The organism is Mycobacteroides sp. CBMA 271, assembly GCF_009729205.1.
Classification (GTDB): Bacteria; Actinomycetota; Actinomycetes; order Mycobacteriales; family Mycobacteriaceae; genus Mycobacterium.
The window spans coordinates 69,723-94,325 of the sequence record NZ_VTHB01000005.1; the positions used below are offsets into that span (position 1 = coordinate 69,723).

The window sequence follows — 24,603 nt, forward strand, 5'->3', positions numbered from 1 at the left end:
GACGCAGAGACAAGACACATGTGAGGAGCGCTGCGTGACTCAGGCAGCCGAGGCAGACACCAAAAGCGCCACCGACGTATTGGCCGTCGCCCGCGAGCAGGTGCTCGAACAGGGCGTGGCGCTGACGCAGGACCAGGTGCTGCGGGTGCTTCAGCTCCCCGACGACCGCCTGGAAGAGCTGCTCGCGCTCGCACACGAGGTCCGGATGCGCTGGTGCGGCCCCGAGGTCGAGGTTGAGGGCATCATCAGCCTCAAGACCGGTGGATGCCCCGAGGACTGCCATTTCTGTTCGCAGTCCGGTTTGTTCGCTTCGCCCGTCCGCAGTGCCTGGCTGGACATCCCGAGCCTGGTCGAGGCTGCCAAGCAGACCGCGAAGTCTGGCGCCACCGAGTTCTGCATCGTGGCGGCCGTCCGTGGGCCCGATGAGCGGTTGTTGGCTCAGGTGGCGGCCGGTATCGAGGCCATTCGCAACGAGGTCGACATCCAGATTGCGTGCTCGCTGGGCATGCTGACCCAGGAGCAGGTCGACCGCCTCTCGGCGATGGGCGTGCACCGCTACAACCACAACCTCGAAACCGCCAAGTCGCATTTCCCGAATGTGGTGACCACGCACAGCTGGGAAGAGCGTTGGGACACCCTACGGATGGTGCGCGAGGCGGGCATGGAGGTCTGCTGCGGTGGCATTCTTGGCATGGGGGAGACGTTGGAGCAGCGCGCAGAATTTGCCGCGAACCTGGCCGAACTGGAGCCCGACGAGGTTCCGCTGAACTTCCTGAACCCGCGCCCCGGAACGCCTTTCGGTGATCTGGAGGTGCTGCCGGCCGCGGACGCACTACGTGCCGTTGCCGCGTTCCGTCTGGCCCTGCCGCGCACCATGCTGCGGTTCGCCGGTGGGCGTGAGATCACCCTCGGTGACCTTGGCGCCAAGCAGGGCATCCTGGGCGGGATTAACGCCGTCATCGTTGGTAACTACCTCACGACGCTCGGCCGGCCGGCCGAGGCCGATCTCGAACTGCTCGACGATCTGCAGATGCCGATCAAGGCGCTCAACAGCAGCCTGTGATCAATACTCTTTACGTGACAGGTTCCGAGCCGGTGGCCGCCGGCAAGTACAACGTGTACACCGGGATCGAAATCGACGGTGGTGCCGCGGGTTCGGCTGTACCGACGGCTGCCCAGCTTGGCCTAGAGCCTCCCCGGTTCTGTGCGGCATGTGGGCGACGGATGATCGTGCAGGTGCGTCCGGACGGCTGGCATGCGAAGTGCTCGCGTCACGGCGAGGTGGACTCCAAGCAGCTCGAGCAGCGATGAGCGCGAGCGAAGAGCCTCAGGTAGCGATGAGCGCGAGCGAAGAGCCTCAGGTAGTCATGAGCGTGGATCCGACTGTCGCTCCACGCTTTTCGCATGTTCGCGCGGCAGGATTCGTTTTCGCCGGACTTACCGCTGCGGGGGCGTTGGTGGGGGCGCTCTGGAGCGTTATTGCACCGGGCGTGCACGGAGCCATCGCCGATACCCGGGACAACGGCCGGGTGTTCGTACATCTGGGCAATCAGGCCGACAATTTCTTCATCGCAACCACGCTGCTGGCGGGGATGGCCGCGGTGGTGGCCGTGATCGCGTCGGCCGCCGCGTGGCAGTGGAAGGCGCATCGCGGCCCGATCATGGTCTGCGCGCTCACGTTGGGTGCCCTGGCGTCTTCGGCGGTGGCGGCGGGAGTCGGAGCCGTACTGGCCCGATTGCGTTATGGCGTACTGGATATCGCGGCAGCTCAGCTCGATGAGGGGCATCGGATCAAGTACGTCGTGGAAGCTCCCGCGGTGTTCTACGGTCACACGAATACCCAGATTGCCGTCACGCTGGCGCTGGCGCCATGCCTGGCGGCGGTGACCTACATGTTTTCTGCGGTCGCTTGTGTCCGTGACGATCTCGAGGCCTGGCCACCCGCACCGGTTCCCGTTTACCGGCCGCCGGTTACCGTGCCGCCCGTGGAAGACGTCAACTCAACGGCCTAGTTGTCGAGATGTAGTGAGCGTGCGGTCTCTTCAGGCGAGTGGGCAACTGTCGCCGCATTCCAGTCGACATCTCCGGCGCCGGGAATGGCGTCGATCATGGTCTTCTGCCAGGTGGCGCGCCATCGGCCCGGAAAACACCGCTGAAGGGCCTCAAGCATGATGGGCACGGCAGTGGACGCGCCCGGAGACGCGCCGAGCAGTCCCGCGATGGTGCCGTCGGCGCTAATGACGAGTTCGGTGCCCTGCTGGATCACACCCATGCGGCGAGGGTCGGGGACAATCAGCTGCGCCCGTTGACCTGCCGGGACAAGTTCCCAATCCTCGGGGTTGGCGGCAGGGTAGTAGCGCCGCAGTTGCGCGAATCGTCGTCGGGAGCCCGCAGCGTGTTGGGTGATCAGATATCTGACAAGAGCCAGATTCTGAATAAGTGCTGCGGCGATCACATGCATGTTGTGCCAGCGCACGGTGGTGAAGAAGTCGGTCCACCGACCATGTTTGAGCAGCTTGGTGCTCAACGTCGCATACGGCCCGAACATGACGTACGGCGAGCCGTCGACAACGCGTTTGTCCAGGTGCGGCACCGACATCGGTGGGGCGCCGACGGGAGCTTGCCCGTATACCTTCGTCTCGTGCCGGTTCGTCACCACGGGATTTCCGCACCGTAGGAATGCCGCGCCAACGGGCAATACCGCGTATCCGCGTACCTCGGGAAGGCCTGCGCGTTGCAGTAAATGCAGCGCGTGGCCGCCGGCTCCGACAAAGATCGTGCGCCCGCGTACCGTGAAGTCGCCGTTGCGGTTTCGTCCACTCGCCGTCCACGAACCGTCCCGGGCCTGGGTGAGGGCGCGGACCTGGTGGCCCGGGCGCACCTGACCGCCGCGGTCGGTGATGATGCGGGTCAGGCCCCGGGTGAGGGCGCCGAAATCGATATCGGTGCCGCTTGGGTGCCGGGTGGCGGCGACGGGTTCACTGTGATCGCGTCCGCTCATCACCAGCGGCGCCCAGCGTTCGATGGTGTCACGGTCCTCGCTGAACTCCAGTCGAGCGAACATCGGCTCAACGGACAGTGTCTTGTACCGGTGCCGCAGGTAGTCGATATCTCGGTGCCCAAACACCACATTCATATGGGCGGCGGAGTGAATGAACGTATCCGGATCGAGCAGATCGTTGTTGGCGAGGTAGGACCACCATTGGCGGCTCAAGTGGAATTGGCGGGCGATGGTGGCGGGCTTCTCACCGTCGTCGGGGTCGGGCATGTAGTTGAGCTCGCAGAATCCGGTGTGCCCGGTTCCGGCGTTGTTCCAGGGGTCGCTGCTTTCGGTGGCCAGCGCATCGGCCCTCTCCAACAGCACAATTCGCCACTCGGGCTCGAGTATCGCCAGCATCGAGCTTAGTGTTGCGGACATGATGCCGCCGCCAATCAGCAGCACATCTGCGTCCACGCGGGAGGTGTCGGCAGCCGTGGGGAACATGGTCATGAAATTCACCATTCACCCCAATCAATCATTCCGTCCAATGAATGATTGAAGGAGTACCATCCGAAAATGGAACGATGGACATCCCAGCTCGCCCCGCAGTTGCGGGCCTTGGTCGAGCTGGCCGCCCACGACGGACATATGACCCAAGCAGCGCTCGCGCTCGATATTCCGCAGTCGTCGATGAGCCGACGGATTCACGCTCTGCAGACAGCGCTGGGTGTGCCGTTGCTCATTCACGACGGCCGCACTGTGCGTCTCACTCCGGAGGCTCAACGTCTGGCTACTCGAGCACGGGAGCCACTGACCGAACTAGACCAAACACTCGCCGAGGTCACCGGCGACGCCGATCCGGAGCACGGCACCGTGCGCTTCGGGTTCCCCCTCACCATGGGATCGGGTCACATACCGGACCTTCTCGCCGCCTTCCGTCATCGACACCCCGGGATCCGGGTACTCCTCAAGCAGGCACATGGCACCGAACTGGGTGCAGAGCTGTTGACTGGCCACCTCGATCTGGCCGTCGTGATCCCCGCGCCCGAGCGTCTCCACCACACCACGATCGGCAGCCAGCACATTCACGTCGCGGTGCCCGCGGACCACAGCCTCGCTGCTGCCGCCGAGCTTCATCTGGGCGACTTGGCGGGTGAGACATTCATCGCCAATCCGCCGAGCTACAACCTTCGGCAACTCACCGAAACATGGTGCCGCGAAGCGGGGTACACCCCCAACATCGCCATCGAGGTCACTGAATTCAGCACGATCCGCGAATTGATCAGTCGCGGACTGGGCATCGCGCTATTGCCCCATGATGACCGCACCCCACCCGGCATCATCGAAATACCGCTCGCGGCCCGCTATCACCGCTCGATCGCGCTGACATGGGGCGCAACAACCCACGCGGCACCCACACGGCGCCTCAACGACTTTCTGCTCCAACACTTCTCGCCCGGCGCCGTCAACAACGCGCACGCCGGTTAGTCGTGGCTGCTGCTTCCGGCCTTCGAACCCTCGCCACCGGATTTGGATGTGCTGGTGGACTTGCTCGCCGAGTCGTGTGTTGAGGTAGCGCCCGAAGGCTTCGTGTCCGAAGACTTGGTATCCGAAACCTTGGTCTTATCGGGCGTCTTGGTGTCCGATGTCTTGGTATCTGACGGCTTGGTATCTGACGTCTTGGTGCCCGACGTGGATGCGCCAGACGATGTGGTCCCTGTCGAGTCGCTCTTGTCCGTGATCGATTTTCCGGTGGTGGACTGAGACGTCGAACCTCGCACGGTGCCCTGCGCACTGACGGCGCCGTGCTCGGTGGTGCTGGCGGCGGGGACCTTGGGCTTGTTCTTGGTTACGGCGCCGGTGGGGGACTTACCGTCCTTCTCTGAATCCTTGGCGTTCTCTGTGTCTTTCGCCGGCGTGGTACCCGTGGCCGTTGCGGTGGAGGTTCCCTCGGGATCGGTCACCGCCGCGGAAGGCGCGGTCTCCTTCGGTGAGTCTTTGGTGCCGTCCGTGGTGGTTACCTTGCCGTCTTCTTTGGCCTTGTCCTTGGTCGCCTGCTCCTTGGTGGTACCGCCGGTCGCCTTGTCTTTGTCTTTGTCTTTGTCCTTGGTAGGCGACTGGCTCTCGGCGGATGCCTTGTCGGTTTGCTTGTCTTTGGATTCTTTCGTGTCCGCGACGACATTCGCTGCGGTGCCCTTGCCGTCTTCCTTGGCCGAAACCTTGTCGGATGCCGTGGCGGTTTCTGCTGTGGTGCTGGATTTTTCGATGCTCACGAGTTTGTGGTCGACCTTGGTCAGACCTAGCGCGTCGGCGATATGTGCCTCGGCATCCTTGATGGTCTTCGTGAAGGGCGTCAATGCCTCATGTATGGAGGTGGGTAGGGTGCCGACGGTTTCCGTCGTGGTCTTCACGGCGAAGCCGGGGAGCGGGGGCAGTGGCGGCAGGAACGACCGAGCCTCTGCCCAGGCGAAGTTGATGACGGATCTAACGATGTCGCCGCCGAAACGCCCGAATGAGTTCACGATGTTGGAGAAGCTGGGGTCGTTGATGATGGGGTCGACAAGGTTGTAGACGAAACTGTTCGCGATGGGGCGAACCAGATTGTCGTACACGATGCCGATTTGCGCACTGACCAGTCCGCCAATGACGGGGACATACCCGGCAGCCCATTGTGCGACGTCTACGCCGTAGTCAACCCAGTACTGGATGGCCTGGTAGGCCTGATCGATGCCGTTGGTGATGGAGTTCGCGACGGCGGGTCCGGTCGCGGCGGCAGAAATGCCGGATCGCGATGGTGCGCCGGCGGTCGCGGGGGACTGGACTGTCGCGGGGGACTGGACTACTGCCACGCGCGGCAGCATCGAGGGCGCGGGTCGGACAATTGGACCGAGCCCGCTCGCCGCCTCAGGTGCCGTCAGCGGCAACGGGGATCTCAGTGCTGTCAGGACGGTGCGCGCGGCATCGGGGACCTGCGGCGTGAACGCCAACGAGCTCAGACGAACGGGAGTCGTTCGGAGATCGGGCAATGAGGTTGTCTGCGGCGCGGCCGGAACTACCGTTGGTGTGACCACCAAAGTGGTCGCGGTGATGGCGGCCAGACCCGCCTTGAACAATGGATTGACGATCCGGTCCATCTCACTCCTCTATCCGTCCCAAGGCGACCCGGATGTCAGGTTACGGGGTATTCACTGAGGAATGTGCCACCCAAAACGGGGAAGTGTCATCCAGCAACGGAGCAACGGTTGTCTCCAATAATGTTCTGGCGCTGTTTGATCCGGATTGCCACGAGTGTGCTAGCGGCGGATCAGTCCCTGGTAGTCGCGGACGGTGAAGACGTCGTGGATATTCAGACGACGTGCCGCGACGAGCCGGGACGCGGTGCGCGCAAAGGGCGGCGGCAAATGCCCGAGGATTCGCGCGCCGTGAATCAGAGCCCCGAGGCCGAGCCGAGTCTTGGGCACCAGAGTGTCGGACGCGGTGAGTGCCAGTTGGCGACTGCGATGTACGTAATCGCGCATGGCAGCTTCGCAGGCGGGGTATGCGCGCGTGTGATCGCCTGCCGCGGATGCGATTTCCCCGGCAAGCACATACGCTCCGACTACCGCCAGACTGGTACTTCCGCCGACCGCCGGGCCGGGGCAGTATCCCGCGTCGCCGACTAGGGTGATCCGCCCCTTGGACCAGGTTTCCATCCGCAGTTGGGTAATGGAATCCATGTAGAAGGCATCGGTTGTGCTGACCTCTGCGAGCAGCCGCGGCACCTCCCAGCCGACGTCCTCATATACCTCCCGCAGTAACGCCTTTTGCCTGTCCACGTCGCGGTGGTGGTACTCAAGGGGCTCGCGCGTGCGGAAGAGGAAGAACGCCCGAGCATCCGGTACCTGGGTGGCGCTGTACATGCCTGCCAACCGGTTGACTTGCGGGAACATCAGCGAGCGGCCCTTGAGATCAAGATAGTTCGGTATGGATGCGACCGCGAGATACTCGCCGAGCCAATGTGAATAGCCAGATTCCGGGCCGAACACCAGATTTCGGACATGTGAGTGCAGCCCGTCGGCTCCGATGACGAGATCGAATCGACGCTCGGGGCCGGCCTCAAAGGCAACGCGTACGCCCGCGTCCGCCTCCGTGAGCGCCGCGATGGAGTCGCCGAAAATGTACTCTGCAGTGGGGGAACTGGCCGCGTACAGGATCTCGCTGAGGTCGTCCCGCATGATCTCTATATGGCGTTGCGACACGGCCGAGGTGATCAGCGCCTGGGGGAGGTCTACGAGGCCGGGCTTGCCCTCACGATGGATTGAGATGACGTCGGTGCCGGCGTCGTGCGCCTCGATCGCTTCGAGGACACCCATCGCCTCGACGATGTCCATTGCCGGCTTAAACAGGTCTACGGCGTGACCGCCCGATTTGCGCGGGGCCGGCGAGCGTTCGACGACCGTCACATCAAATCCATAGCGCGCCAACCAATAGGCAAGCGTTGGGCCGGCCACACTTGCCCCCGAAATGAGTACCCGCATGATGTCCCCTTACTTAACGATCGGTAAGTAAAATCGAGCATACTGCTTACCGACCGGAAAGTAAGGGGCTATTATCGCCAGATGGCCCCAGCGGCGACCAAAACCAGAGAGCGCATCCAAGACGTCGCGCGAGATCTGTTTGCCGAGCGCGGGTTACGCAACACCAGCCTGCAGGATATCGCCGCCCGCCTGGAGATCACCAAACCGGCTCTGTACTACCATTTTTCGTCTCGTGACGACCTGGTGCGGAGCATCGTGCGGCCCATGGTGGACGATTTAGAGGAATTCTTGGCCGCCCGCACCCCGGGCGACAGGCGCCAATTGCTTGAGGACTACTTCGACGTCTTGTGGGCGCACAGGGTCGTCCTGAGCATCATCATTCGAGATCTAGCTACCCTGGGGCAGCTCGAGCTGGGCGGGTGGATGATCGAATGGCGACGCCGGCTGATCGCACTGCTGGCGGGCGCCAAGCCGTCGGTGGTGCAGATGGTCCGGGCCACGGTGGCACTCGGCGGCCTGTCGGACTGCGCCATCGAGTATGCGGACCGGTCGCAGCGGCAAGTCAAGAAGGCTGCGGTTGACGCGGCTATCGCAGCACTGGACAGCTGAACGGGCGCTAGAGCGAACGCCCGCCCACGACCTTCGCGCTGATCCAGCCGAGCTTGAGCAAGCCCGAGTAGGTGGAGAGCCTGAATGCCAGCGGCCAGCTCGTCCGCCGCGGTCCCGTCGGGAGCGGTTCGCCGGCGAACCGCGCGCGCAGCCAAGTCAGCGCCATGGGCGCGGACATGGGGTGCAGCAGCAGGTGTTCGTTGAGCAGATCTCGGTGATAGGTGACGTCGGCACCACCCCCGCAGTAGGTGTCGGCGAGTTCGTCGATGCACGACGCCGAGATGATCTCGTCGTGTGCCGCCTGAATGATGAGCATCGGTGGGGTGGGCACCGTCTTGCCGAGCTTGATGCTCTCGAAGACGTGCTGCACCTCGGGCGTCGCGAGGAGCTGCTCCAGCGGCCGGTCCACCAAATCGTCCATATCCTTGAATGCCATGGCCACGATGGCCCTCAAGGTGGGCATCTCTTCGAGTCGTCCGAGGAACTCCTTGCCCTTGGGCGTCGCATGCTCCTCGATGACTCGCTCAAGGCCCGGATAGACGTGCGATAGCGCAGCGACGACGAGACCGGGCAGCGCGGCGAATAGCCCACCATTGAGACGTCGGAAGGTATGTCCTAGATCGCCCACGGGAGAACCGAGGACGGCACCCGCGATCTCGAGCTCCGGTGCATACTCGGCGCTGGCTTCCGCAGTCCAGGCCGTGGCGAGCCCCCCACCGGAGTAGCCCCACAGCCCGATGGGGGCCTGTCGGGAAAGTCCGAGCCGTTCGCAGTTCAGGGCCGCCCGAATTCCGTCGAGGGTCCGGTATCCGGGTTCGTCTGGAGCGCCCCATATCCCGTCAACGCCCTCATGGTCGGGTACGGATACCGCCCACCCCTGCGCAAGTAGCGCGGCGATCAGCAGCAATTCGAACTGAGCGAAGGAACCGAGTGCGCGCGCGCCGCGCCGCAGGGCGTAGGAGGGGAAGCAGCGGTCGGTGACGGCGTCGATGGCGCACTGATACGACACGATGGGTATCGGGGCCGTCTGATCGACGCCTTCGGGCAGGAGCACGGTCGTCACCGCGGCATCGGCCTGCCGATTGAGGTTGTTGCTGCGGTACAGCAGCTGTGTGGCGGTGAATCGCTGGGGAATCACCCCAAGGAACGCCATTTCGACCTCGCGGGTCCGCAGTAGCGTGCCCGGTACGGCATGCTCGAATCCGAGCGGCGGGAGATAGAACGGGTCGTCGGTGGGCAGGAGAGGGCGCGCGCCGCGCTCGATTGCCTGGTGGGTCGGCTCGCCGATCCACTTGACGTCATCAGATGCCGCCAGGTCGTGGGGTGCCATGCCTGCGCTCCCTTCAAGGTCCCCGGCATTCATACCCTAAGAAGACTCTAAGGGGCTAGTGGGGTGAGCCGGGTGGGCGCAACGCCGCAAACTCGTCGGTGACGCGGTACCGGTCATCGGTGAATCGGTACAGGGCGCCGGGGCGGCCTCCGCTGCGGCCCGATCGCGCGGTGGTTCCGGTGGGAGTGAGAACCCCGCGCCGCACCAACACGCGTTGCAGGTTCGTGGCATCCACCGGGTAGCCCAGCGCCGCGCAGTAGATGTCGCGAAGCGTCGACAGCGTGAATTGCTGTGGCGCCAAGGCGAATCCAATATTCGTGTAGGACATCTTGGCCACCAGCCGAGTATGGGCGTGCGCCACCATTACCTGGTGGTCGAAGGCCATTGCGGGCAGATCGCCTATCCGGTGCCACTGGGTGTCGGCGGGAAGTTCGGGAGTGGCGGGGAAGGGGACGAGCCCAAGGAATGTCGAGGCGATGGTACGAGGCCCGGGCACGCGATTCGGTTCGGAAAACACGGCTAGCTGCTCAAGGTGTGCCAGCTCACGTACGTCCACCTTCTCGGCCAGCTGTCGCCGGATGGACGAGGGGAGGTCTTCATCGGTGCGAACCTGGCCGCCGGGGAGGGCCCACGCGCCACGATGCGGGCCCAGGGCGTGTTGCCATAGCAACACTGCAAGTTCGGGCATCTGACTGTCACCAAAGTGACGTACTTGGAACACCACGGCTAACACCTCGTGTTCGGTGCTAGTATGGGCCATGTTTTCGATCATAAGTCGAAAACCTCGGTCGACCAAACCAGCCCGAGGGCTGACCGAGACCCGAGGGCTCGAGGAGGCGGCCATGACGGCAGCTGACGTGGTACTGGATGGCATGATCGACGGCCCCGGCGGATACACCGGTATCGAGGGTGACGCCCGCTGGGCCGAGCAGGTGCGCCGACTGGCTGATCAACGCGGTGCCACGCTGCTCGCGCATAACTACCAGCTTCCCGAGATCCAGGACGTGGCTGACCATGTCGGCGACTCCCTGGCGCTGTCCCGCATCGCCGCCGAGGCGCCCGAGGACACCATTGTGTTCTGCGGTGTCCACTTCATGGCGGAGACCGCCAAGATTCTCAGCCCGGACAAGACCGTGCTCATTCCCGATCAGCGCGCCGGGTGCTCGCTCGCCGATTCCATCACCGCCGAGGACCTGCGGGACTGGAAGGCCGAGTTTCCCGACGCCGTCGTGGTTTCGTACGTCAACACCACCGCGGCCGTGAAGGCGCTCACCGATATCTGCTGCACATCCTCGAATGCCGTCGAGGTCGTTGCGTCGATCGACCCGGACCGTGAGGTGCTGTTCTGCCCCGACCAGTTCCTCGGCGCACATGTCAAGCGGGTCACGGGCCGAAAGAACCTGCAGATCTGGGCGGGCGAGTGTCACGTGCACGCCGGAATCAACGGTGAAGAACTTGCGGATCAGGCTCGTTCACATCCGGATGCCGAGCTGTTCGTGCACCCCGAATGCGGTTGTGCGACATCGGCCCTGTACCTCGCCGGAGAGGGGGCTGTACCTGATGACCGGGTGAAGATCCTCTCGACGGGCGGAATGCTCGATGCTGCCCGCGAAACGCGTGCGCGGGAAGTGCTGGTGGCCACCGAGGTTGGCATGCTGCACCAGCTGCGCAAGGCCGCACCCGACGTGAATTTTCTGGCGGTCAACGACCGGGCCTCCTGCACCTATATGAAGATGATCACCCCGGCGGCGATGCTGCGCTGCCTCGTTGAGGGGCGCGATGAGGTGCACGTAGACCCGGACACCGCGCGACTGGCGCGGCGCAGTGTGCAGCGGATGATCGAGATCGGACAGCCCGGCGGCGGAGAATGACCGGCAAATGACAGGGTCGGCGGAATCCGGCTGGAGCTTTGATGCAGATGTGGTCGTCGTCGGTGCGGGTGTCGCCGGACTGGCGGCCGCACTCGCGGCGCATCGACGCGGCCGGAAGGTCGTGGTGCTGAGCAAGATCGGTGCGACCGCCACGCATTTTGCGCAAGGCGGTATCGCGGTGGTGCTGCCCGATACCGACGACTCGGTCCAGGCCCATGTTCGCGACACGCTGACGGCGGGCGCTGGTCTGTGCGACGCAGATGCGGTGCGGTCGATCGTGTCGGATGGCTATCGGGCGGTACGCGACCTGGTGGCCGATGGCGCCCGATTCGACGAAACACGTGCGGGGCAATGGGAGTTGACACGCGAAGGTGGACACGGCACCCGCCGGATCATTCATGCGGGCGGCGATGCAACCGGTGCCGAAGTGCAACGGGCGCTTGATCACGCCGCGGCAACGCTGGACATCCGGCGCAATCACGTCGTGTACGACATCCTTACTGGTCCCGACGGCGTGGGTGGTGTAGTTGTCGGAAATTCAGACGGTCTAGGTCTGATCCACACGGGAGCGGTGGTGCTTGCTACCGGCGGGCTCGGGCACCTGTACTCGGCCACCACCAATCCGGAGGGGTCGACCGGGGACGGCATCGCCCTGGCATTGCGTGCCAATGTGCCGGTCGCCGATATCGAGTTCATCCAGTTTCACCCGACCATGCTGTATGCGCCGCAGGCCACGGGATGCAGGCCGCTCATCAGTGAGGCGGTCCGCGGGGAGGGTGCCATTCTGGTTGATGCGCATGGGGATTCGGTGACCGACGGGGTACATCCGATGGGTGATTTGGCGCCACGTGATGTGGTGGCTGGGGCGATCGCCCGGCGGCTGCGCGAGACCGGAGATCGTTGTGTCTATCTCGACGCGCGCACCATCGGCAGCTTCGCCAGCAGATTCCCGACCATCACCGCCGCATGTGCGGCAGCCGGAATTGATCCGACGGCAGCGCTCATCCCCGTGGTGCCGGGTGCGCACTACAGCTGCGGCGGGGTCGTCACCGATGCGTACGGCCGCACCGCGGTGCCCGGCCTGTTCGCGGCCGGCGAGGTCGCGCGGACCGGCATGCACGGCGCAAACAGGTTGGCCTCCAACAGTTTGTTGGAGGGTCTCGTGGTGGGTAGGCGCGCGGGGGAGGCCGCCGCGCAGGTGACCGAGCGACCGGTCATCACCGACGAGCGCCCCCCCGCGCAACCGCGACTCGACCGTCAGCCCCTGCAAGCGGCAATGACCCGGTGGGCATCGGTACTTCGCGACGCCGACGGGCTCAGCATGCTTGATGCTGAACTGCGTTCGTGCACCGCGGCGCCGGCCCATTCCGATCGGATGACACCGCGCGAAGTAGAGGATGCCGCGCTGACCCTCACTGCCCAGGCCGTGGTCGCCGCAGCATCGGCGCGTACCGAATCTCGAGGATGTCACGCCCGTTCGGACTGGCCCGAATCCGATCCTGCTTTTGCGGTAAGTCTTTCGGTGCGGCGTGACGCTGACGGATGCGAAGTTGCGCTACCGTCGGGAGTGCCATGTTGACTGGAACTTTGACGGAAACCGAACTCGCCGAGGCACGTTCGGTAGTGCAGCGCGCCCTCGCGGAAGATCTACGGTATGGGCCGGATATCACGAGCCAGGCGACCGTGCCCGCCGATGCCGAATGCACCGCCTCGATGGTAACGCGCGCCGGCGGGGTGATCGCCGGAGTCGATATCGCGCTCATCGTGCTCGATGAGGTTGTAGGAGCTGGCAATTACCGCGTGGAGAATCGTCTCGCCGACGGTGCTCGGGTGGGCACCGGAGCCGCGCTGCTCACCGTTTCCGCGCCTACACGTGATCTGCTGACCGCCGAGCGCACCATGCTCAACCTGGTGTGCCATCTTTCGGGGATCGCCACGACCACCGCGGCGTGGGTTGACGCGGTGGATGGTTCGAGCGCGAAGATCCGGGATACCCGCAAAACGCTTCCGGGCCTGCGTCTGCTACAGAAATATGCCGTCCGCGCGGGCGGCGGGGTGAATCATCGCCTCGGCCTCGGTGATGCCGCACTGATCAAGGACAACCACGTGGTGGCCGCCGGCTCGGTGGTGGCAGCGCTGCGAGCCGTGCGCGAGATCGCACCGGACATCGAGTGCGAGGTCGAGGTCGACTCACTCGAACAGCTCGAGGAGGTGATGGCCGAAGGTGCCGAGTTGGTGCTCCTCGACAACTTCCCCGTCTGGCAGACCCAGGTCGCGGTGCAGCGCCGCGATGCCCGCGCACCGCAGCTCAAGTTGGAGGCCTCCGGCGGACTGTCGCTGGAAACCGCTGCTGCATACGCCAAGACGGGTGTCGACTACCTCGCGGTGGGTGCGTTGACCCACTCTGCGCGGGTCCTCGATGTCGGTTTGGATATGTAGCGTCAGTCTCGCTGCGCGGCTTCCACGAATTTCGTCGTGTAGGTCGCATTGATGTCGATCCGATTCTTTACTGGTGCCACGTTCTTGGAGTACATCCCGAGAATGCGCAGCGCATTCTGAGCGCCTTCGGGTTTCATCTTTCCGTCTCCGTTGAACATCCCAATGGAATCGGCGATTGACTGGAGATACAGCTCCTTGTTCCCACCGGAGTACTGGGTCGGCATCTTGGCGGCGATCTCATCGGGCGAATGTTGCTTGATCCACTGCAGTGTCCGCACGAAGGAGGCGACGAGCTTGTGCACGATGTCCGGATGCGCCGTGACGGTGTCGCACCGCATATAGAGGGAAGTCGATGGGTACAGACCGCCCAGTGCCTCGCGGGTTCCTGATTCGGTGCGCATGTCGACGAGGACCTTCGCTTTACCGGAGTTCACCATTTGCGCCACCGTGGGATCGGTGGTCATTCCCGCATCGATGCCGTCATGATTCATCCCAGCGATGAATGTCTGTCCGGCGCCGACCTTCACACGGTTGTAGTCGGCCGTATTTAGTCCGGCCTGTCCTGCCAGGGCCTGCGTCAGGAAGTCGGTGGAAGAACCGAGGGAGGTGACTCCGAGGTTCTTACCGCGGAAGTCGGCGGGGGAGACGATGTCCGCGGCATCCTGGGCGGACACGAGCTCCACCTCGCCCGGAACGTCCGCCATCTGAACCACTGAGGTGAGGCACTGTTCCTTGGCCTGTAGGTCGATCGTGTGGTCGTAGAAGCCGACGACTGCCTGCACATCACCGGTCAACAGCGCGGTTTCCGCTGTGGCACCGGACTGCTCGCTGAGGAGGGTGACGTCGATGTCGTTGTCCTTGAAGTACCCAAGCTGCTGCGTGAGCATGGCCGGTAGATAGATGATCTTCTCCAAACCGCCCACCATGATGGTGACTTGCGGTCTGCCGTTGGTCATCGGGATGTGGCGCGAGTCGCGGCATCCGGCGCCGATGAACATCGCAAGGACGAGAGTGAGTGCGAGCGCGAGCTTTCTCATCGTCACACCCCGTGGCCCGAGCCGGCCTGCGACGGGCGCCATTTCAGCAGCCGAGATTCGGCGATTCCGATCAGCCACTCGGCGAGCAGGGCGACCACCGTGATGATGATCATGCCGGCATAAATACCCGCCGAATCGAAGGTGCCCTGGGCATTGCTGATCAGCAGACCCAATCCCTTGCTCGCGCCGGCGTATTCGCCGACCACGGCACCGATGAGGGCGAACCCGAACGCAGTGTGCAGACTCGACAGAATCCAGCTGGTTGCGCTGGGCAGCACGATTGAGGTCAGGATGCGGGTGGGGCTGGCGCCGAGGATTCGGGCATTGTTGATCACATTGCCGTCGACCTCACGTGCGCCGGTGAAGGCGTTGAAGAAGACCGCGAAGAAAACCAGCACCACGACGGTGGCGACCTTGGAGCTCAGCCCCAAGCCGAACCAGATGATGAATAGGGAAGCCAGCACAATGCGGGGAACCGCGTTGAGCGCCTTGATGAATGGTGCCAGCACCTCGGACCAGTACCTGCTGCGTCCCAGGAGCACACCGAGCGTCACCCCGGCGACCGTTCCGATGAGGAAGCCCAGGACGGCTTCCTGCACGGTGGTGAATATCTGCAGCCACACCGTGCCGAACTGGGTGCCGATGGTGAACCACTCGACGAGTCGGTCCCAGATCAGGGAGGGCTTGGAGTAGAAGAAGGGGTCGAGCCATACCGTTGCCGCGAACTCCCACGACGCCAGCCAGACCACGACAAGGAGCGTGCGCAGACCCCAGATTCGGATTTTGTTGCGGCGCAGATTCTTCTGCGCCCGCCGTAGAATCTGCTCGTCGGTTTCGGGGAAAGGTCGAATCGGCTGATCCAGCAGATCACGCGACATTGGACTCTCCCTTCGCGCGGGCAGCCTCGACCTGATCGCGCAGGGTTTCCCAGATTTCGCGGTAGATGGCGCGGAATTCGTCCGTGAGCCGGACCTCTTCAACGTCCCGCGGTCTTGAGAGTTTCACTGGAAAGTCTCCACAGACAGTCGCAGGGCTGGCGGTCATCACCAGGACACGGTCGGCCAGCGCTATCGCTTCCTCGAGATCGTGGGTGACAAATATGACGGCGGCACCGGTGCCCGACCATACTCGCAGCAACTCGTCCTGCATGAGTTGTCGGGTCTGTACGTCGAGGGCGCTGAACGGCTCGTCCATGAGCAGGATTTCGGGTTCGTTGACGAGCGTCTGCGCCAATGAGACGCGCTTGCGCATACCGCCGGAGAGTTGATGCGGGTAGTACTTCTCGAACCCCGCTAGTCCGACAGTCCGCACCCAGCGGGCGGCCTTCTCGTGGGCGTCTTTCCTGTCGTCACCACGATAGATCGGCCCGAGGGCTACGTTGTCGATGACGTTCTTCCACGGCAACACCGCGTCCTGCTGGAACATGTATCCGATGCCGGATGGGATGCCGGACACGTCCTTGCCGCGTACCAGGACACGACCTGCCGACGGGGGCTCCAGACCGGAGACCAGCGACAGGGTGGTGGATTTTCCGCACCCGGTGGGACCAACGACGGCGACGAATTCACCCGCATCGATGTTGATGTCCAGATCCCGGACCGCGGTATGGATGCCGTTGTCCCGGTTGGAGGGGAACCGTTTGGTTGCTCCCCGAAGTTCGATGAGTGGATGCGCCATCGCACGTCTCCTTCGTTAGCCGCTGGGGACTGAAGATAAGTGGTGGGTGTCACAGTTATCTGCTTGTGCGCACTACCCGCGCAAATCGCCGATTTCCCCAGTTTTGCGCATTCTGCGCATGCGCTGCTTAGGCTCTGGCTCATGGGCTCCGGGAAGCGTGCTGCGCTGCGACTGCGCACCCAGGTGCTCCTCTTGCAGGTTGCGGTTGTGTTCCTCGCGCTGGGTGTCGCTTTCGGCGTCCTGGCTGTGGTGGGTGATCGGCGGCTTTCCTCGGAACATGGACAGCGAGCGCTGGCGATCGCACGAACGGTCGCGGCCATGCCGGAAGTGCGTGCCAGGGTGGCCGAGTACGCCCGCGGCACCCTCACCCCGGGCGCCGGCTTAACCGACCAACTTGCGGACGGGCAGTTGCAACACGTCGCTACCGCGGTGCAGCAGCGCAGTGATGCTTTGTTCGTGGTTATCACCGATGAACATGGCGTCCGATTGGCCCATCCCACCGAGGAGAGACTCGGGCACCCGGTGAGTACCAGCCCGTCTGACGCATTGGCCGGACGCGATGTGGTCGTAGAGGAAAGAGGCACGCTGGGCGACTCGGTGCGTGCCAAAGTTCCAGTACAGCAACCTGATTCATCGAACGTGGTCGGCGAGGTTAGCGTCGGAGTCTCGATAGCGGCGGTGCGCGAGCGTCTGATCTCTGACCTGTGGGTTGCGGGATGGGTTGTAGGGGTGGCGTTCTTGTTCGGAATCGCGGGCTCGGTGCTGCTTGCTCGTCGGTGGCGCAACCTCACCCTTGGGCTGGAGCCCGATGAACTGGCGGAGCTGGTGCGCCAACAGGCCGCCGTCCTGCATGGAATCGGGGAGGGCGTGCTGGCGATCGATGCCGAGGGAAAGACCACCGTCGTCAACGGTGAAGCCGGGCGGCTGCTGGGTTTGGGCGAAGTGGCGGGGCGGCCGGTCGACGGCATTGGCCTGACCCCAAGGGTTCTGTCGGTGCTTCGCGAGATGTCGGCGGTGCCGGTGCTGGCGACGGTGGGTGAGCGAGTCGTGGTGGCGACCGCACGCCCGGTGACCCGCGACGGGCGTGCGTTGGGCGCGGTGCTCACCGTGCGCGATCGAACAGATGTTGAGTCATTGACCCGACAGCTCGATGCGGTGCAGTCGATGAGTACTGTGCTGCGGGCGCAACGCCATGAATTCGCGAATCGCCTGCATCTGTTGAGTGGGTTGGTACACGGAAACCGGAACCGCGAGGCCGCGCACTATCTGGACGAGCTGCTTGGCACCGGCCCGCTTGGGGCTGCGCTCCCGGAGATCGAGACACTTCGTGATCCGTATGTGCAGGCCTTCGTCGCGGCGAAGATGGCCAATGCGCGAGAGGCGGGCGTCACGCTGGTAGTGGGGGATAACACCTGGGTATCAGGTGCTCTCGTGCATCTGGTGGACGTCACGACGGTATTAGGAAACCTGATCGACAACGCCATCGACGCGGCGCGCACCGGTGTAGATCCTCAGCGGCGGGTTGAGGTCGGGCTGGTGCAGGACGGCACGACACTGCATATCACTGTCGCCGACAGTGGCGACGGTATCGGCGAATCCATGACCGAAACGCTTTTCGCAGAAGGCGTCTCGACCAAGGAAGTCGGCGGGGTTCCGGGTGGCCGAGGAGTGGGTCTGGCGTTGGCTCGTCAAGTCGCTCGTGGTCTTGGCGGCGACGTCTGGTTGTCTGCGGTGTCGGAGGCAGCGCCGGGGCTGCGGGGAGCGGAATTCATCGCGCGGATGCCGACGGTGATGGCGGAAGATGAAGGGAACAAGCCCGATGAGTGAACCCGACCTTTTGGTTCTGATCGTCGATGACGACTTCCGGGTGGCCAACTTGCACGCCGGAATTGTTGAGGCGGTACCGGGTTTCACCGTGGCGGCGACCGCGAACAGCCTGGGTGTGGCGCGTGACGCGTCGGCATCGACGAACATCGATCTGGCGTTGGTCGATGTGTATCTACCCGATGGTTCCGGGATCGACTTCATTCGCGAATTGCGTTGCGACGCAATGGTCCTATCGGCGGCGGCGGACGGAAAGGTTATCCGGCAGGCATTGGCTGCCGGTGCGGTCAGCTATTTGGTGAAGCCTTTCGTGAATGTTGCCTTGGTGTCCCGACTGACCGCATACGCGCGCTACCGCAAGATACTTCGCGGCGACGGGCTCAGCACCGCCGAGGTGGACGCCGCATTGGATTCCTTGCGGCCGGTCGTGAGTGCGACACGCCAGGCGGTTGCTACGTCGCCGACCAAGCAGACCATCATGCGGGCCGTCCGAGATGCGTCCGCACCCATGTCTTCTGCGGAAGTGGCGGTAACGGTGGGCATCTCCCGCGCAACGGCGCAACGCTATCTCGCCTCGCTGGTGGGTAACTCGGAGTTGGAGATGCGCTTGCGGTACGGAACCACCGGGCGCCCCGAGCAAGAGTTCCTCATTCCAGGAACGTGACGTTCTCACTGACCGGGTCGCGCGGTGCGCGTACCGAATTGACCGGTGCGTCGGGGTTCGCATAGCCGATCGATACTGCGCAGACCAGGTTCAGACTCTCCGGCAGGTTGAGCACCGGGCGGATCGCTTCGGGAAACATGGCAGGAGCTACCTGCATGCAGGAACCGATCCCGTGCGACTGCAACGCCAGGGCAAGAGTCTGCAGATACATTCCCACGCCGGCAACATCGGCAAGGCCCAGGCGCGAGTCCACGCCGACGATGGCCGCGGTGGGTGCGCCGAAGAATCTAAAGTTTCGTAGACCAGCCTCGAAACGCGTCTCGGGGTCGTCGCGCCGGACGCCGAGTGCGCCGTAGACCTGGACGCCCACCGCGAACCGATGGGCGTTGTACTCCTCGGGTAGTTCCATGCGGCCCAGGCCGTTGGTCTGCACGCATGTCACCAGGGACTCGACGAGGCGCTCCCGTGTTGCTCCCTCCGCGATGACAACCCGCCACGGCTGGATATTCGAGTTGGACGGCGCGCGCTGAGCGGTCTCCAGTGCAGATACCAAAACGTCTCGGGGAACCGGCGTCGGCAAGAAGTCGCGGATCGAGGAACGGTCGCGGACCAGCTGGTCGAAATCAGTCACGCATCAGTATGGGCACCATCGGCCCATAATTTCAACACCTGATGAATAACTACTCCGCGATATCGGCGACGAAGACGCCCGCGAGCTTGTTCACCTGGCGCGTTGATCTGGTCAGCGACGGATCGCCCTGGCCCTGTTCCACGATGCGTGGGTTGATCACGTGGATCTGCTTGCCGCGGAACAGCGTGATGTCGGCGCCGCCGGCGGCGATCACGTTCTTGGTCCAGTTGGTTTTGCCATGGATCAGACCTATCGAGATGGCGCCGCCCTTGCGAAACGCGTTGACGGTCGTCTCGTACTTGGCACCCGACGTGCGGCCGTAGTGCGTCACCGTTGCGAATGACGGCAAAAAGCGCGCAATGGGTGCCATCAGGGGGTTCATGTACTTGATCTGAACTCGCTCGAGCCAATCGGGCATGAGCATGGGCACGCCGGGCCGATCATTTGCTGACATGGGATTTCCGATCTTCGCGTAACAAGGGGATCTAATAGACGCGAGTCTAATGAGACTGGCGTCACACGCAACCGGAGACTGCGCGGTAAATGGCCTTGAACAGCTCTGGGACAATGGCAAATGTGAATGACGCCGCACCAGGTCTGCTTCGCCGTATCGACATGCGTGGTGCGAGCTTGTCCCCGGCCCATCTGCGCTCTGCGCTCCCGCGCGGCGGGACCGACGTGGATGCAGTACTGCCCACGGTGCGGCCCGTCGTGGAAGCCGTCCGGGACCGCGGCGCGGAGGCCGCACTGGAATTCTGCGCCCAGTTCGACGGCGTCCGGCCCCAGACGGTGCGGGTTCCCGCGGCCGAGCTGGATCGCGCCCTCGTCGAATTGGATCCCGCGGTCCGTGATGCGCTTGAGGTAGCCATTCTGCGGGCGCGCATCGTGCACGCAGACCAGCGTCGTCAGGACACCGTGACCTCCGTAGCGGACGGTGCCACCGTCACCGAGCGGTGGGTGCCCGTCGAGCGGGTGGGTTTGTACGTCCCGGGTGGCAATGCCGTCTACCCGTCGAGCGTGATCATGAACGTCGTCCCGGCGCAGACGGCCGGGGTGGGATCGCTCGCTATTGCGTCTCCGCCCCAGGCCCAGTTCGGCGGGCTGCCCCACCCGACGATTCTTGCGGCCGCGAAGCTCTTGGGCGTGGAGGAGATCTGGGCTGTCGGCGGTGCGCAGGGTGTCGCGCTGTTGGCGCACGGCGGTACCGATACGGATGGCGCCGAGCTCGCCCCGGTGGACATGATCACCGGGCCCGGCAATATCTACGTGACTGCGGCAAAGCGGATGTGCCGCTCGCTGGTGGGCATCGATGCCGAGGCCGGTCCCACCGAGATCGCGATCCTCGCCGATGAGACGGCCGATCCGGTGCATGTGGCCGCCGACTTGATCAGCCAGGCTGAACATGACGTGCTGGCCGCCAGCGTGCTCGTCACCACGAGCGAGGCGTTGGCCGACGCAGTGGTGAAAGAGACTGCAGCACAATTGAAAACAACCGTCCATGTCGACAGGGTCACCGCCGCGTTGACCGGCACTCAGTCCGGGATTGTCCTCGTCGATGATCTCACCGCGGGACTCAAGGTCGTGAACGCCTATGCGGCCGAGCACTTAGAAATTCAGACGGCCGACCCGGTGCCGGTCGCGGCGCGTGTGCGCAGTGCCGGCGCGATCTTCCTGGGCCCGTGGTCACCGGTGAGTCTGGGTGACTACTGCGCCGGGTCCAACCACGTGCTGCCCACCGCGGGATGTGCGCGGCACTCCAGCGGGCTGTCCGTGCAGACATTCCTGCGCGGAATCCACATCGTGGACTACACCGAGTCGGCTCTCAAAGAGGTGTCCGGACACGTGATCACCCTCGCCAACGCCGAGAACCTGCCCGCGCACGGGGAGGCGGTCCGACGCAGGTTCGAGCGATCATGAGCAATCCGATCGGCGGTTCGGCCCGGCTTGAGGATCTGCCACTGCGGGACGGCCTGCGCGGTAAGAGCCCTTATGGTGCACCGCAATTGACCGTCCCGGTGCGGCTGAATACCAACGAGAACCCACACGAGCCCTCGGCGGGTCTCGTTAACGATGTGGCCGCGGCCGTTCGTGAGGTGGCCGCGGAGCTGCACCGATACCCGGATCGGGACGCGGTGGCCTTGCGCACCGATCTGGCCGCGTACCTGACGGAGCAGTCGGGTGTGCCCGTCGTCGCGGAGAACGTGTGGGCGGCAAACGGTTCTAATGAGGTGCTGCAGCAGCTGCTGCAAGCATTCGGTGGGCCCGGGCGCACCGCGTTGGGGTTCACACCCTCCTATTCGATGCACCCCATCATCTCCGACGGCACGCAGACCGAATGGATGCAGGCCCAGCGTTTGGACGACTTCTCGCTGGACGTGGAGGCTGCCGTCGCGGCGGTCCGTAATCGCCGTCCCGACGTCATTTTCGTGACGAGTCCCAACAATCCGACGGGGCAATCGGTTCCGCTGGAGGATCTGCGTCGGATCCTTGATGTGGCGCCGGGAGTGGTGATCCTGGACGAGGCCTATGGCGAATTCTCGGCGGCCGCCAGCGGGATCAGCCTGGTCGACGAGTTCCCGACGAAGCTGATCGTCAGCCGCACCATGAGTAAGGCCTTCGCGTTCGCGGGTGGACGGCTCGGATATCTAGTGGCCGCGCCGGCGGTTATTGACGCGCTGCTGTTGGTGCGGCTGCCGTATCACCTGTCGGTGCTCACTCAGGCCGCTGCCCGCGCCGCAATCAAACACCGTGCGGAGACACTCGGCAGTGTTGCGACGTTGGTTGCGGAACGCATTCGTGTATCAAAGGCATTGTCTGCCAGTGGATTTCGAGTGATACCCAGTGACGCCAACTTTATCCTATTCGGCCGGTTCGCTGATTCGGTGGCGAGCTGGCAGCGGTATCTGGATGCCGGAGTACTGATCCGGGATGTCGGCATCCCTGGATATCTGCGCGTCACCATCGGGTTGGCGAGTGAGAATGACATGTTCTTGAAAGTCAGCGAGAGCCTGGCTGCGACGGATCTCGAAGGAGAGTCATGAGTGATCGCATTGCACGGGTGGCTCGGGCCACCCGTGAGTCCGACATCGTGGTGGAACTGAACCTGGACGGCACCGGACAGGTGCACATCGACACCGGCGTGCCGTTCTTCGACCACATGCTCAATGCCCTGGGCACGCATGCCAGTTTCGATCTGACGATAACTGCCAAGGGTGACACCGAGATCGAGGCACACCACACAGTGGAGGACACCGCCATCACCCTGGGGCAGGCACTTGCCGAGGCACTGGGGGACAAGAAGGGCATTCGCCGGTTCGGTGATGCGTTCATTCCCATGGATGAGACCCTCGCCCACGCCGCAGTCGATGTCTCGGGCCGTCCGTACTGTGTTCACACCGGAGAGCCGGAGCACCTGCTGCACACGACGATTGCCGGCAGTTCGGTGCCCTATCACACTGTCATCAACGCGCACGTGTTTGAGTCGCTGGCTCTCAATGCGCGGATCGCACTGCATGTACGCACCCTGTACGGTCGCGACCCGCACCACATCACCGAAGCCCAGTACAAGGCCGTGGCCAGGGCGCTGCGCCAGGCTGTCGAGCCGGACCCCCGGGTGACCGGGGTGCCGTCAACGAAGGGCAGCCTGTGACCGGTGGCGGTCCAAAAGTCGTTGTTCTCGACTACGGTTCGGGCAACCTCCGGTCGGCTCAACGGGCACTGGAGCGGGTCGGCGCCGAGGTCACGGTAACCGCCGACGCCGAGGCGGCGCTCAATGCCGACGGCTTGGTGGTCCCCGGAGTGGGTGCTTTCGCGGCCTGCATGGAGGGCCTACGAAGGATCGACGGTGAGCGCATCATCGACGTGCGGCTGTCCGGCGGACGCCCAGTGCTGGGTGTGTGCGTGGGCATGCAGATCTTGTTCAGTCACGGAGTCGAATTCGGCGTCGACACCGAGGGCTGCGGTCAATGGCCAGGTGTGGTCAGCCGCCTCGACGCCCCGGTGATCCCGCATATGGGTTGGAACACCGTCGATTCCGCGCCGGGGTCAACGCTGTTCGCCGGGCTGGACGCCGATACACGCTTCTACTTTGTGCACTCATATGCGGTGCAGAAGTGGGAGCTGGAAACGCCCAGCGAGTCACCAATCGCCAAGCCATTGGTGACCTGGGCGACCCATCATGTGCCGTTCATCGCCGCGGTGGAGAATGGGCCACTGGCGGCCACCCAGTTCCATCCGGAGAAGAGTGGCGATGCGGGGGCCGTGTTGTTGAGCAATTGGGTGAAGGGAATCTCTTGAGTCTCGTTCTATTACCGGCGGTTGACGTCGCCGATGGGCAGGCGGTCCGCCTCGTGCAGGGCAAGGCAGGCAGCGAAACCACTTATGGCTCACCGCGAGATGCGGCGCTGACGTGGCAGAACGACGGTGCCGAATGGGTGCACCTGGTGGATCTGGACGCGGCCTTCGGTCGCGGTTCCAATCGCGAGCTGCTCGCGCAGGTGGTTGGTGAACTCGATGTCAAGGTGGAGCTTTCCGGCGGCATCCGAGATGACGATTCGCTGACGGCTGCGCTCGCAACCGGTTGCGCCCGAGTCAATCTCGGCACCGCTGCGCTGGAGGATCCCGATTGGTGTGCCTCGGCGATCGCCCGGCACGGCGAGCGGGTGGCCGTCGGCCTCGATGTGGAGATCATCGACGGTGAGCACCGTCTGCGCGGTCGCGGCTGGGTCAGCGACGGCGGCGACCTGTGGGAGGTACTGGAACGGCTGCGTTCCCAAGGGTGTACGCGTTACGTCGTCACCGACGTGACGAAGGACGGCACTCTCACCGGCCCGAACCTGGAACTGCTGGCGCAGGTCGCGGGCGTCGCGAATGCTCCCGTCATCGCCTCCGGGGGAGTGTCGAGCCTGGACGATCTGCGTGCCATCGCGGAGTTGACCGGCGCAGGCATTGAGGGTGCGATCGTCGGAAAGGCTCTCTACGCAGGCCGTTTCACTTTGCCCGACGCATTGGCTGCCGTTTCCTGA

At 64.0% G+C, this 24,603-nt stretch carries 25 protein-coding genes; 15 read left to right on the forward strand and 10 right to left on the reverse strand.

The window, feature by feature from the left end; genetic code table 11:
- Positions 1-34 precede the first annotated feature (34 nt).
- From bioB to FZI91_RS14095, 3 genes are read left to right on the forward strand one after another with little or no spacing between them, the layout of a single operon-like run.
- On the forward strand, positions 35-1,063 hold the full coding sequence (gene bioB / locus FZI91_RS14085; protein ID WP_162526467.1) for a biotin synthase BioB: 1,029 nt from the start codon (positions 35-37) through the stop codon (positions 1,061-1,063).
- On the forward strand, positions 1,060-1,311 hold the full coding sequence (locus FZI91_RS14090) for a hypothetical protein (protein WP_162526466.1): 252 nt from the start codon (positions 1,060-1,062) through the stop codon (positions 1,309-1,311). The genes bioB and FZI91_RS14090 overlap by 4 nt, the downstream gene beginning before the upstream one ends.
- On the forward strand, positions 1,308-2,012 hold the full coding sequence (locus FZI91_RS14095) for a DUF2567 domain-containing protein (RefSeq protein ID WP_155939639.1): 705 nt from the start codon (positions 1,308-1,310) through the stop codon (positions 2,010-2,012). The genes FZI91_RS14090 and FZI91_RS14095 overlap by 4 nt, the downstream gene beginning before the upstream one ends.
- Here the strand turns inward: FZI91_RS14095 and FZI91_RS14100 are convergent.
- The gene (locus FZI91_RS14100) at positions 2,009-3,490 is read right to left on the reverse strand and encodes a malate:quinone oxidoreductase (protein WP_155939640.1); all 1,482 of its coding nucleotides are present in this window, start codon (positions 3,488-3,490) and stop codon (positions 2,009-2,011) included. The two genes, FZI91_RS14095 and FZI91_RS14100, sit on opposite strands and share 4 nt — an antisense overlap.
- Positions 3,491-3,556: 66 nt before the next feature.
- Here FZI91_RS14100 and FZI91_RS14105 point away from each other — a divergent pair, with 66 nt between their 5' ends.
- Complete coding sequence (locus FZI91_RS14105; protein ID WP_155939641.1) at positions 3,557-4,468, forward strand: LysR family transcriptional regulator; 912 nt, start codon at positions 3,557-3,559, stop codon at positions 4,466-4,468.
- Here the strand turns inward: FZI91_RS14105 and FZI91_RS14110 are convergent.
- Both FZI91_RS14110 and FZI91_RS14115 read right to left on the reverse strand, forming a co-directional pair.
- Positions 4,465-6,114, reverse strand: a complete 1,650-nt coding sequence (locus FZI91_RS14110; RefSeq protein WP_155939642.1) for a hypothetical protein — start codon at positions 6,112-6,114, stop codon at positions 4,465-4,467. The two genes, FZI91_RS14105 and FZI91_RS14110, sit on opposite strands and share 4 nt — an antisense overlap.
- 159 nt (positions 6,115-6,273) lie before the next feature.
- A complete protein-coding gene (locus tag FZI91_RS14115) occupies positions 6,274-7,497 on the reverse strand; it encodes an FAD-dependent monooxygenase (RefSeq protein ID WP_155939643.1) in 1,224 nt (407 codons plus the stop codon).
- A gap of 81 nt (positions 7,498-7,578) precedes the next feature.
- On the opposite strand from FZI91_RS14115, the gene FZI91_RS14120 reads away from it, so the two are divergent.
- Positions 7,579-8,106 (forward strand): TetR/AcrR family transcriptional regulator, encoded by a 528-nt coding sequence (locus FZI91_RS14120; protein ID WP_155939644.1) that lies wholly within the window; start codon positions 7,579-7,581, stop codon positions 8,104-8,106.
- 7 nt (positions 8,107-8,113) lie between these two features.
- Here the strand turns inward: FZI91_RS14120 and FZI91_RS14125 are convergent, their stop codons facing one another.
- Complete coding sequence (locus tag FZI91_RS14125; protein WP_162526465.1) at positions 8,114-9,436, reverse strand: lipase family protein; 1,323 nt, start codon at positions 9,434-9,436, stop codon at positions 8,114-8,116.
- Between the two features lie 55 nt (positions 9,437-9,491).
- Entirely contained in the window at positions 9,492-10,196 is a 705-nt protein-coding gene (locus FZI91_RS14130) for an NrtR DNA-binding winged helix domain-containing protein (protein ID WP_155939646.1), read from the reverse strand.
- Positions 10,197-10,278: 82 nt separating this feature from the next.
- Here FZI91_RS14130 and nadA point away from each other — a divergent pair, with 82 nt between their 5' ends.
- The 3 genes from nadA to nadC are packed head-to-tail and all read left to right on the forward strand — an operon-like array spanning position 10,279 to position 13,746.
- Positions 10,279-11,307, forward strand: coding sequence for a quinolinate synthase NadA (gene nadA, locus FZI91_RS14135; RefSeq protein ID WP_155939647.1), 1,029 nt, complete (start codon positions 10,279-10,281; stop codon positions 11,305-11,307).
- A gap of 7 nt (positions 11,308-11,314) precedes the next feature.
- The gene (locus FZI91_RS14140) at positions 11,315-12,886 is read left to right on the forward strand and encodes an L-aspartate oxidase (RefSeq protein ID WP_155939648.1); all 1,572 of its coding nucleotides are present in this window, start codon (positions 11,315-11,317) and stop codon (positions 12,884-12,886) included.
- On the forward strand, positions 12,880-13,746 hold the full coding sequence (gene nadC / locus FZI91_RS14145; protein ID WP_162526464.1) for a carboxylating nicotinate-nucleotide diphosphorylase: 867 nt from the start codon (positions 12,880-12,882) through the stop codon (positions 13,744-13,746). The genes FZI91_RS14140 and nadC overlap by 7 nt, the downstream gene beginning before the upstream one ends.
- 2 nt (positions 13,747-13,748) lie before the next feature.
- On the opposite strand, the gene FZI91_RS14150 is transcribed toward nadC, so the two are convergent.
- From FZI91_RS14150 to FZI91_RS14160, 3 genes are read right to left on the reverse strand one after another with little or no spacing between them, the layout of a single operon-like run.
- Positions 13,749-14,783 (reverse strand): ABC transporter substrate-binding protein, encoded by a 1,035-nt coding sequence (locus FZI91_RS14150; RefSeq protein WP_155939650.1) that lies wholly within the window; start codon positions 14,781-14,783, stop codon positions 13,749-13,751.
- A 2-nt stretch (positions 14,784-14,785) separates the two neighbouring features.
- Entirely contained in the window at positions 14,786-15,661 is an 876-nt protein-coding gene (locus FZI91_RS14155) for an ABC transporter permease (RefSeq protein ID WP_155939651.1), read from the reverse strand.
- Positions 15,651-16,460: an ABC transporter ATP-binding protein gene (locus FZI91_RS14160; RefSeq protein ID WP_155939652.1), complete on the reverse strand. Its 810-nt coding sequence runs from the start codon at positions 16,458-16,460 to the stop codon at positions 15,651-15,653. The genes FZI91_RS14155 and FZI91_RS14160 overlap by 11 nt, the downstream gene beginning before the upstream one ends.
- 141 nt (positions 16,461-16,601) lie before the next feature.
- On the opposite strand from FZI91_RS14160, the gene FZI91_RS14165 reads away from it, so the two are divergent.
- Both FZI91_RS14165 and FZI91_RS14170 read left to right on the forward strand, forming a co-directional pair.
- The gene (locus tag FZI91_RS14165; RefSeq protein WP_239001879.1) at positions 16,602-18,287 is read left to right on the forward strand and encodes a sensor histidine kinase; all 1,686 of its coding nucleotides are present in this window, start codon (positions 16,602-16,604) and stop codon (positions 18,285-18,287) included.
- Positions 18,280-18,948, forward strand: a complete 669-nt coding sequence (locus FZI91_RS14170; RefSeq protein ID WP_155939653.1) for a response regulator — start codon at positions 18,280-18,282, stop codon at positions 18,946-18,948. The genes FZI91_RS14165 and FZI91_RS14170 overlap by 8 nt, the downstream gene beginning before the upstream one ends.
- On the opposite strand, the gene FZI91_RS14175 is transcribed toward FZI91_RS14170, so the two are convergent.
- Positions 18,932-19,579 carry a nitroreductase gene (locus tag FZI91_RS14175; RefSeq protein WP_155939654.1) on the reverse strand — a complete coding sequence of 216 codons (648 nt, stop codon included), beginning with the start codon at positions 19,577-19,579 and terminating at the stop codon, positions 18,932-18,934. The genes FZI91_RS14170 and FZI91_RS14175 overlap by 17 nt on opposite strands.
- A 49-nt stretch (positions 19,580-19,628) precedes the next feature.
- Positions 19,629-20,003 carry a nitroreductase family deazaflavin-dependent oxidoreductase gene (locus tag FZI91_RS14180; RefSeq protein WP_155940076.1) on the reverse strand — a complete coding sequence of 125 codons (375 nt, stop codon included), beginning with the start codon at positions 20,001-20,003 and terminating at the stop codon, positions 19,629-19,631.
- A gap of 143 nt (positions 20,004-20,146) precedes the next feature.
- Here FZI91_RS14180 and hisD point away from each other — a divergent pair, with 143 nt between their 5' ends.
- The 5 genes from hisD to priA are packed head-to-tail and all read left to right on the forward strand — an operon-like array spanning position 20,147 to position 24,603.
- Entirely contained in the window at positions 20,147-21,496 is a 1,350-nt protein-coding gene (gene hisD, locus FZI91_RS14185) for a histidinol dehydrogenase (RefSeq protein ID WP_155939655.1), read from the forward strand.
- Positions 21,493-22,620: a histidinol-phosphate transaminase gene (locus tag FZI91_RS14190; protein WP_155939656.1), complete on the forward strand. Its 1,128-nt coding sequence runs from the start codon at positions 21,493-21,495 to the stop codon at positions 22,618-22,620. The genes hisD and FZI91_RS14190 overlap by 4 nt, the downstream gene beginning before the upstream one ends.
- Positions 22,617-23,228, forward strand: coding sequence for an imidazoleglycerol-phosphate dehydratase HisB (gene hisB, locus FZI91_RS14195; RefSeq protein WP_155939657.1), 612 nt, complete (start codon positions 22,617-22,619; stop codon positions 23,226-23,228). Before FZI91_RS14190 ends, hisB begins: the two co-directional genes overlap by 4 nt.
- The gene (gene hisH / locus FZI91_RS14200) at positions 23,225-23,875 is read left to right on the forward strand and encodes an imidazole glycerol phosphate synthase subunit HisH (RefSeq protein ID WP_162526463.1); all 651 of its coding nucleotides are present in this window, start codon (positions 23,225-23,227) and stop codon (positions 23,873-23,875) included. The genes hisB and hisH overlap by 4 nt, the downstream gene beginning before the upstream one ends.
- Positions 23,872-24,603, forward strand: a complete 732-nt coding sequence (gene priA / locus FZI91_RS14205) for a bifunctional 1-(5-phosphoribosyl)-5-((5-phosphoribosylamino)methylideneamino)imidazole-4-carboxamide isomerase/phosphoribosylanthranilate isomerase PriA (RefSeq protein ID WP_155939658.1) — start codon at positions 23,872-23,874, stop codon at positions 24,601-24,603. The genes hisH and priA overlap by 4 nt, the downstream gene beginning before the upstream one ends.

Excerpts from the sequence above, each read along its gene's own strand:
- FZI91_RS14095 (WP_155939639.1), top strand. The coding sequence starts at position 1,308 with ATGAGCGCGAGCGAAGAGCCTCAGGTAGCGATGAGCGCGAGCGAAGAG.
- FZI91_RS14100 (WP_155939640.1), bottom strand. The coding sequence starts at position 3,490 with ATGACCATGTTCCCCACGGCTGCCGACACCTCCCGCGTGGACGCAGAT.
- FZI91_RS14105 (WP_155939641.1), top strand. The coding sequence starts at position 3,557 with ATGGAACGATGGACATCCCAGCTCGCCCCGCAGTTGCGGGCCTTGGTC.
- FZI91_RS14110 (WP_155939642.1), bottom strand. The coding sequence starts at position 6,114 with ATGGACCGGATCGTCAATCCATTGTTCAAGGCGGGTCTGGCCGCCATC.
- FZI91_RS14115 (WP_155939643.1), bottom strand. The coding sequence starts at position 7,497 with ATGCGGGTACTCATTTCGGGGGCAAGTGTGGCCGGCCCAACGCTTGCC.
- FZI91_RS14120 (WP_155939644.1), top strand. The coding sequence starts at position 7,579 with ATGGCCCCAGCGGCGACCAAAACCAGAGAGCGCATCCAAGACGTCGCG.
- FZI91_RS14125 (WP_162526465.1), bottom strand. The coding sequence starts at position 9,436 with ATGGCACCCCACGACCTGGCGGCATCTGATGACGTCAAGTGGATCGGC.
- FZI91_RS14130 (WP_155939646.1), bottom strand. The coding sequence starts at position 10,196 with ATGGCCCATACTAGCACCGAACACGAGGTGTTAGCCGTGGTGTTCCAA.
- nadA (WP_155939647.1), top strand. The coding sequence starts at position 10,279 with ATGACGGCAGCTGACGTGGTACTGGATGGCATGATCGACGGCCCCGGC.
- FZI91_RS14140 (WP_155939648.1), top strand. The coding sequence starts at position 11,315 with ATGACAGGGTCGGCGGAATCCGGCTGGAGCTTTGATGCAGATGTGGTC.
- nadC (WP_162526464.1), top strand. The coding sequence starts at position 12,880 with ATGTTGACTGGAACTTTGACGGAAACCGAACTCGCCGAGGCACGTTCG.
- FZI91_RS14150 (WP_155939650.1), bottom strand. The coding sequence starts at position 14,783 with ATGAGAAAGCTCGCGCTCGCACTCACTCTCGTCCTTGCGATGTTCATC.
- FZI91_RS14155 (WP_155939651.1), bottom strand. The coding sequence starts at position 15,661 with ATGTCGCGTGATCTGCTGGATCAGCCGATTCGACCTTTCCCCGAAACC.
- FZI91_RS14160 (WP_155939652.1), bottom strand. The coding sequence starts at position 16,460 with ATGGCGCATCCACTCATCGAACTTCGGGGAGCAACCAAACGGTTCCCC.
- FZI91_RS14165 (WP_239001879.1), top strand. The coding sequence starts at position 16,602 with ATGGGCTCCGGGAAGCGTGCTGCGCTGCGACTGCGCACCCAGGTGCTC.
- FZI91_RS14170 (WP_155939653.1), top strand. The coding sequence starts at position 18,280 with ATGAGTGAACCCGACCTTTTGGTTCTGATCGTCGATGACGACTTCCGG.
- FZI91_RS14180 (WP_155940076.1), bottom strand. The coding sequence starts at position 20,003 with ATGCTCATGCCCGATTGGCTCGAGCGAGTTCAGATCAAGTACATGAAC.
- hisD (WP_155939655.1), top strand. The coding sequence starts at position 20,147 with ATGGCAAATGTGAATGACGCCGCACCAGGTCTGCTTCGCCGTATCGAC.
- FZI91_RS14190 (WP_155939656.1), top strand. The coding sequence starts at position 21,493 with ATGAGCAATCCGATCGGCGGTTCGGCCCGGCTTGAGGATCTGCCACTG.
- hisB (WP_155939657.1), top strand. The coding sequence starts at position 22,617 with ATGAGTGATCGCATTGCACGGGTGGCTCGGGCCACCCGTGAGTCCGAC.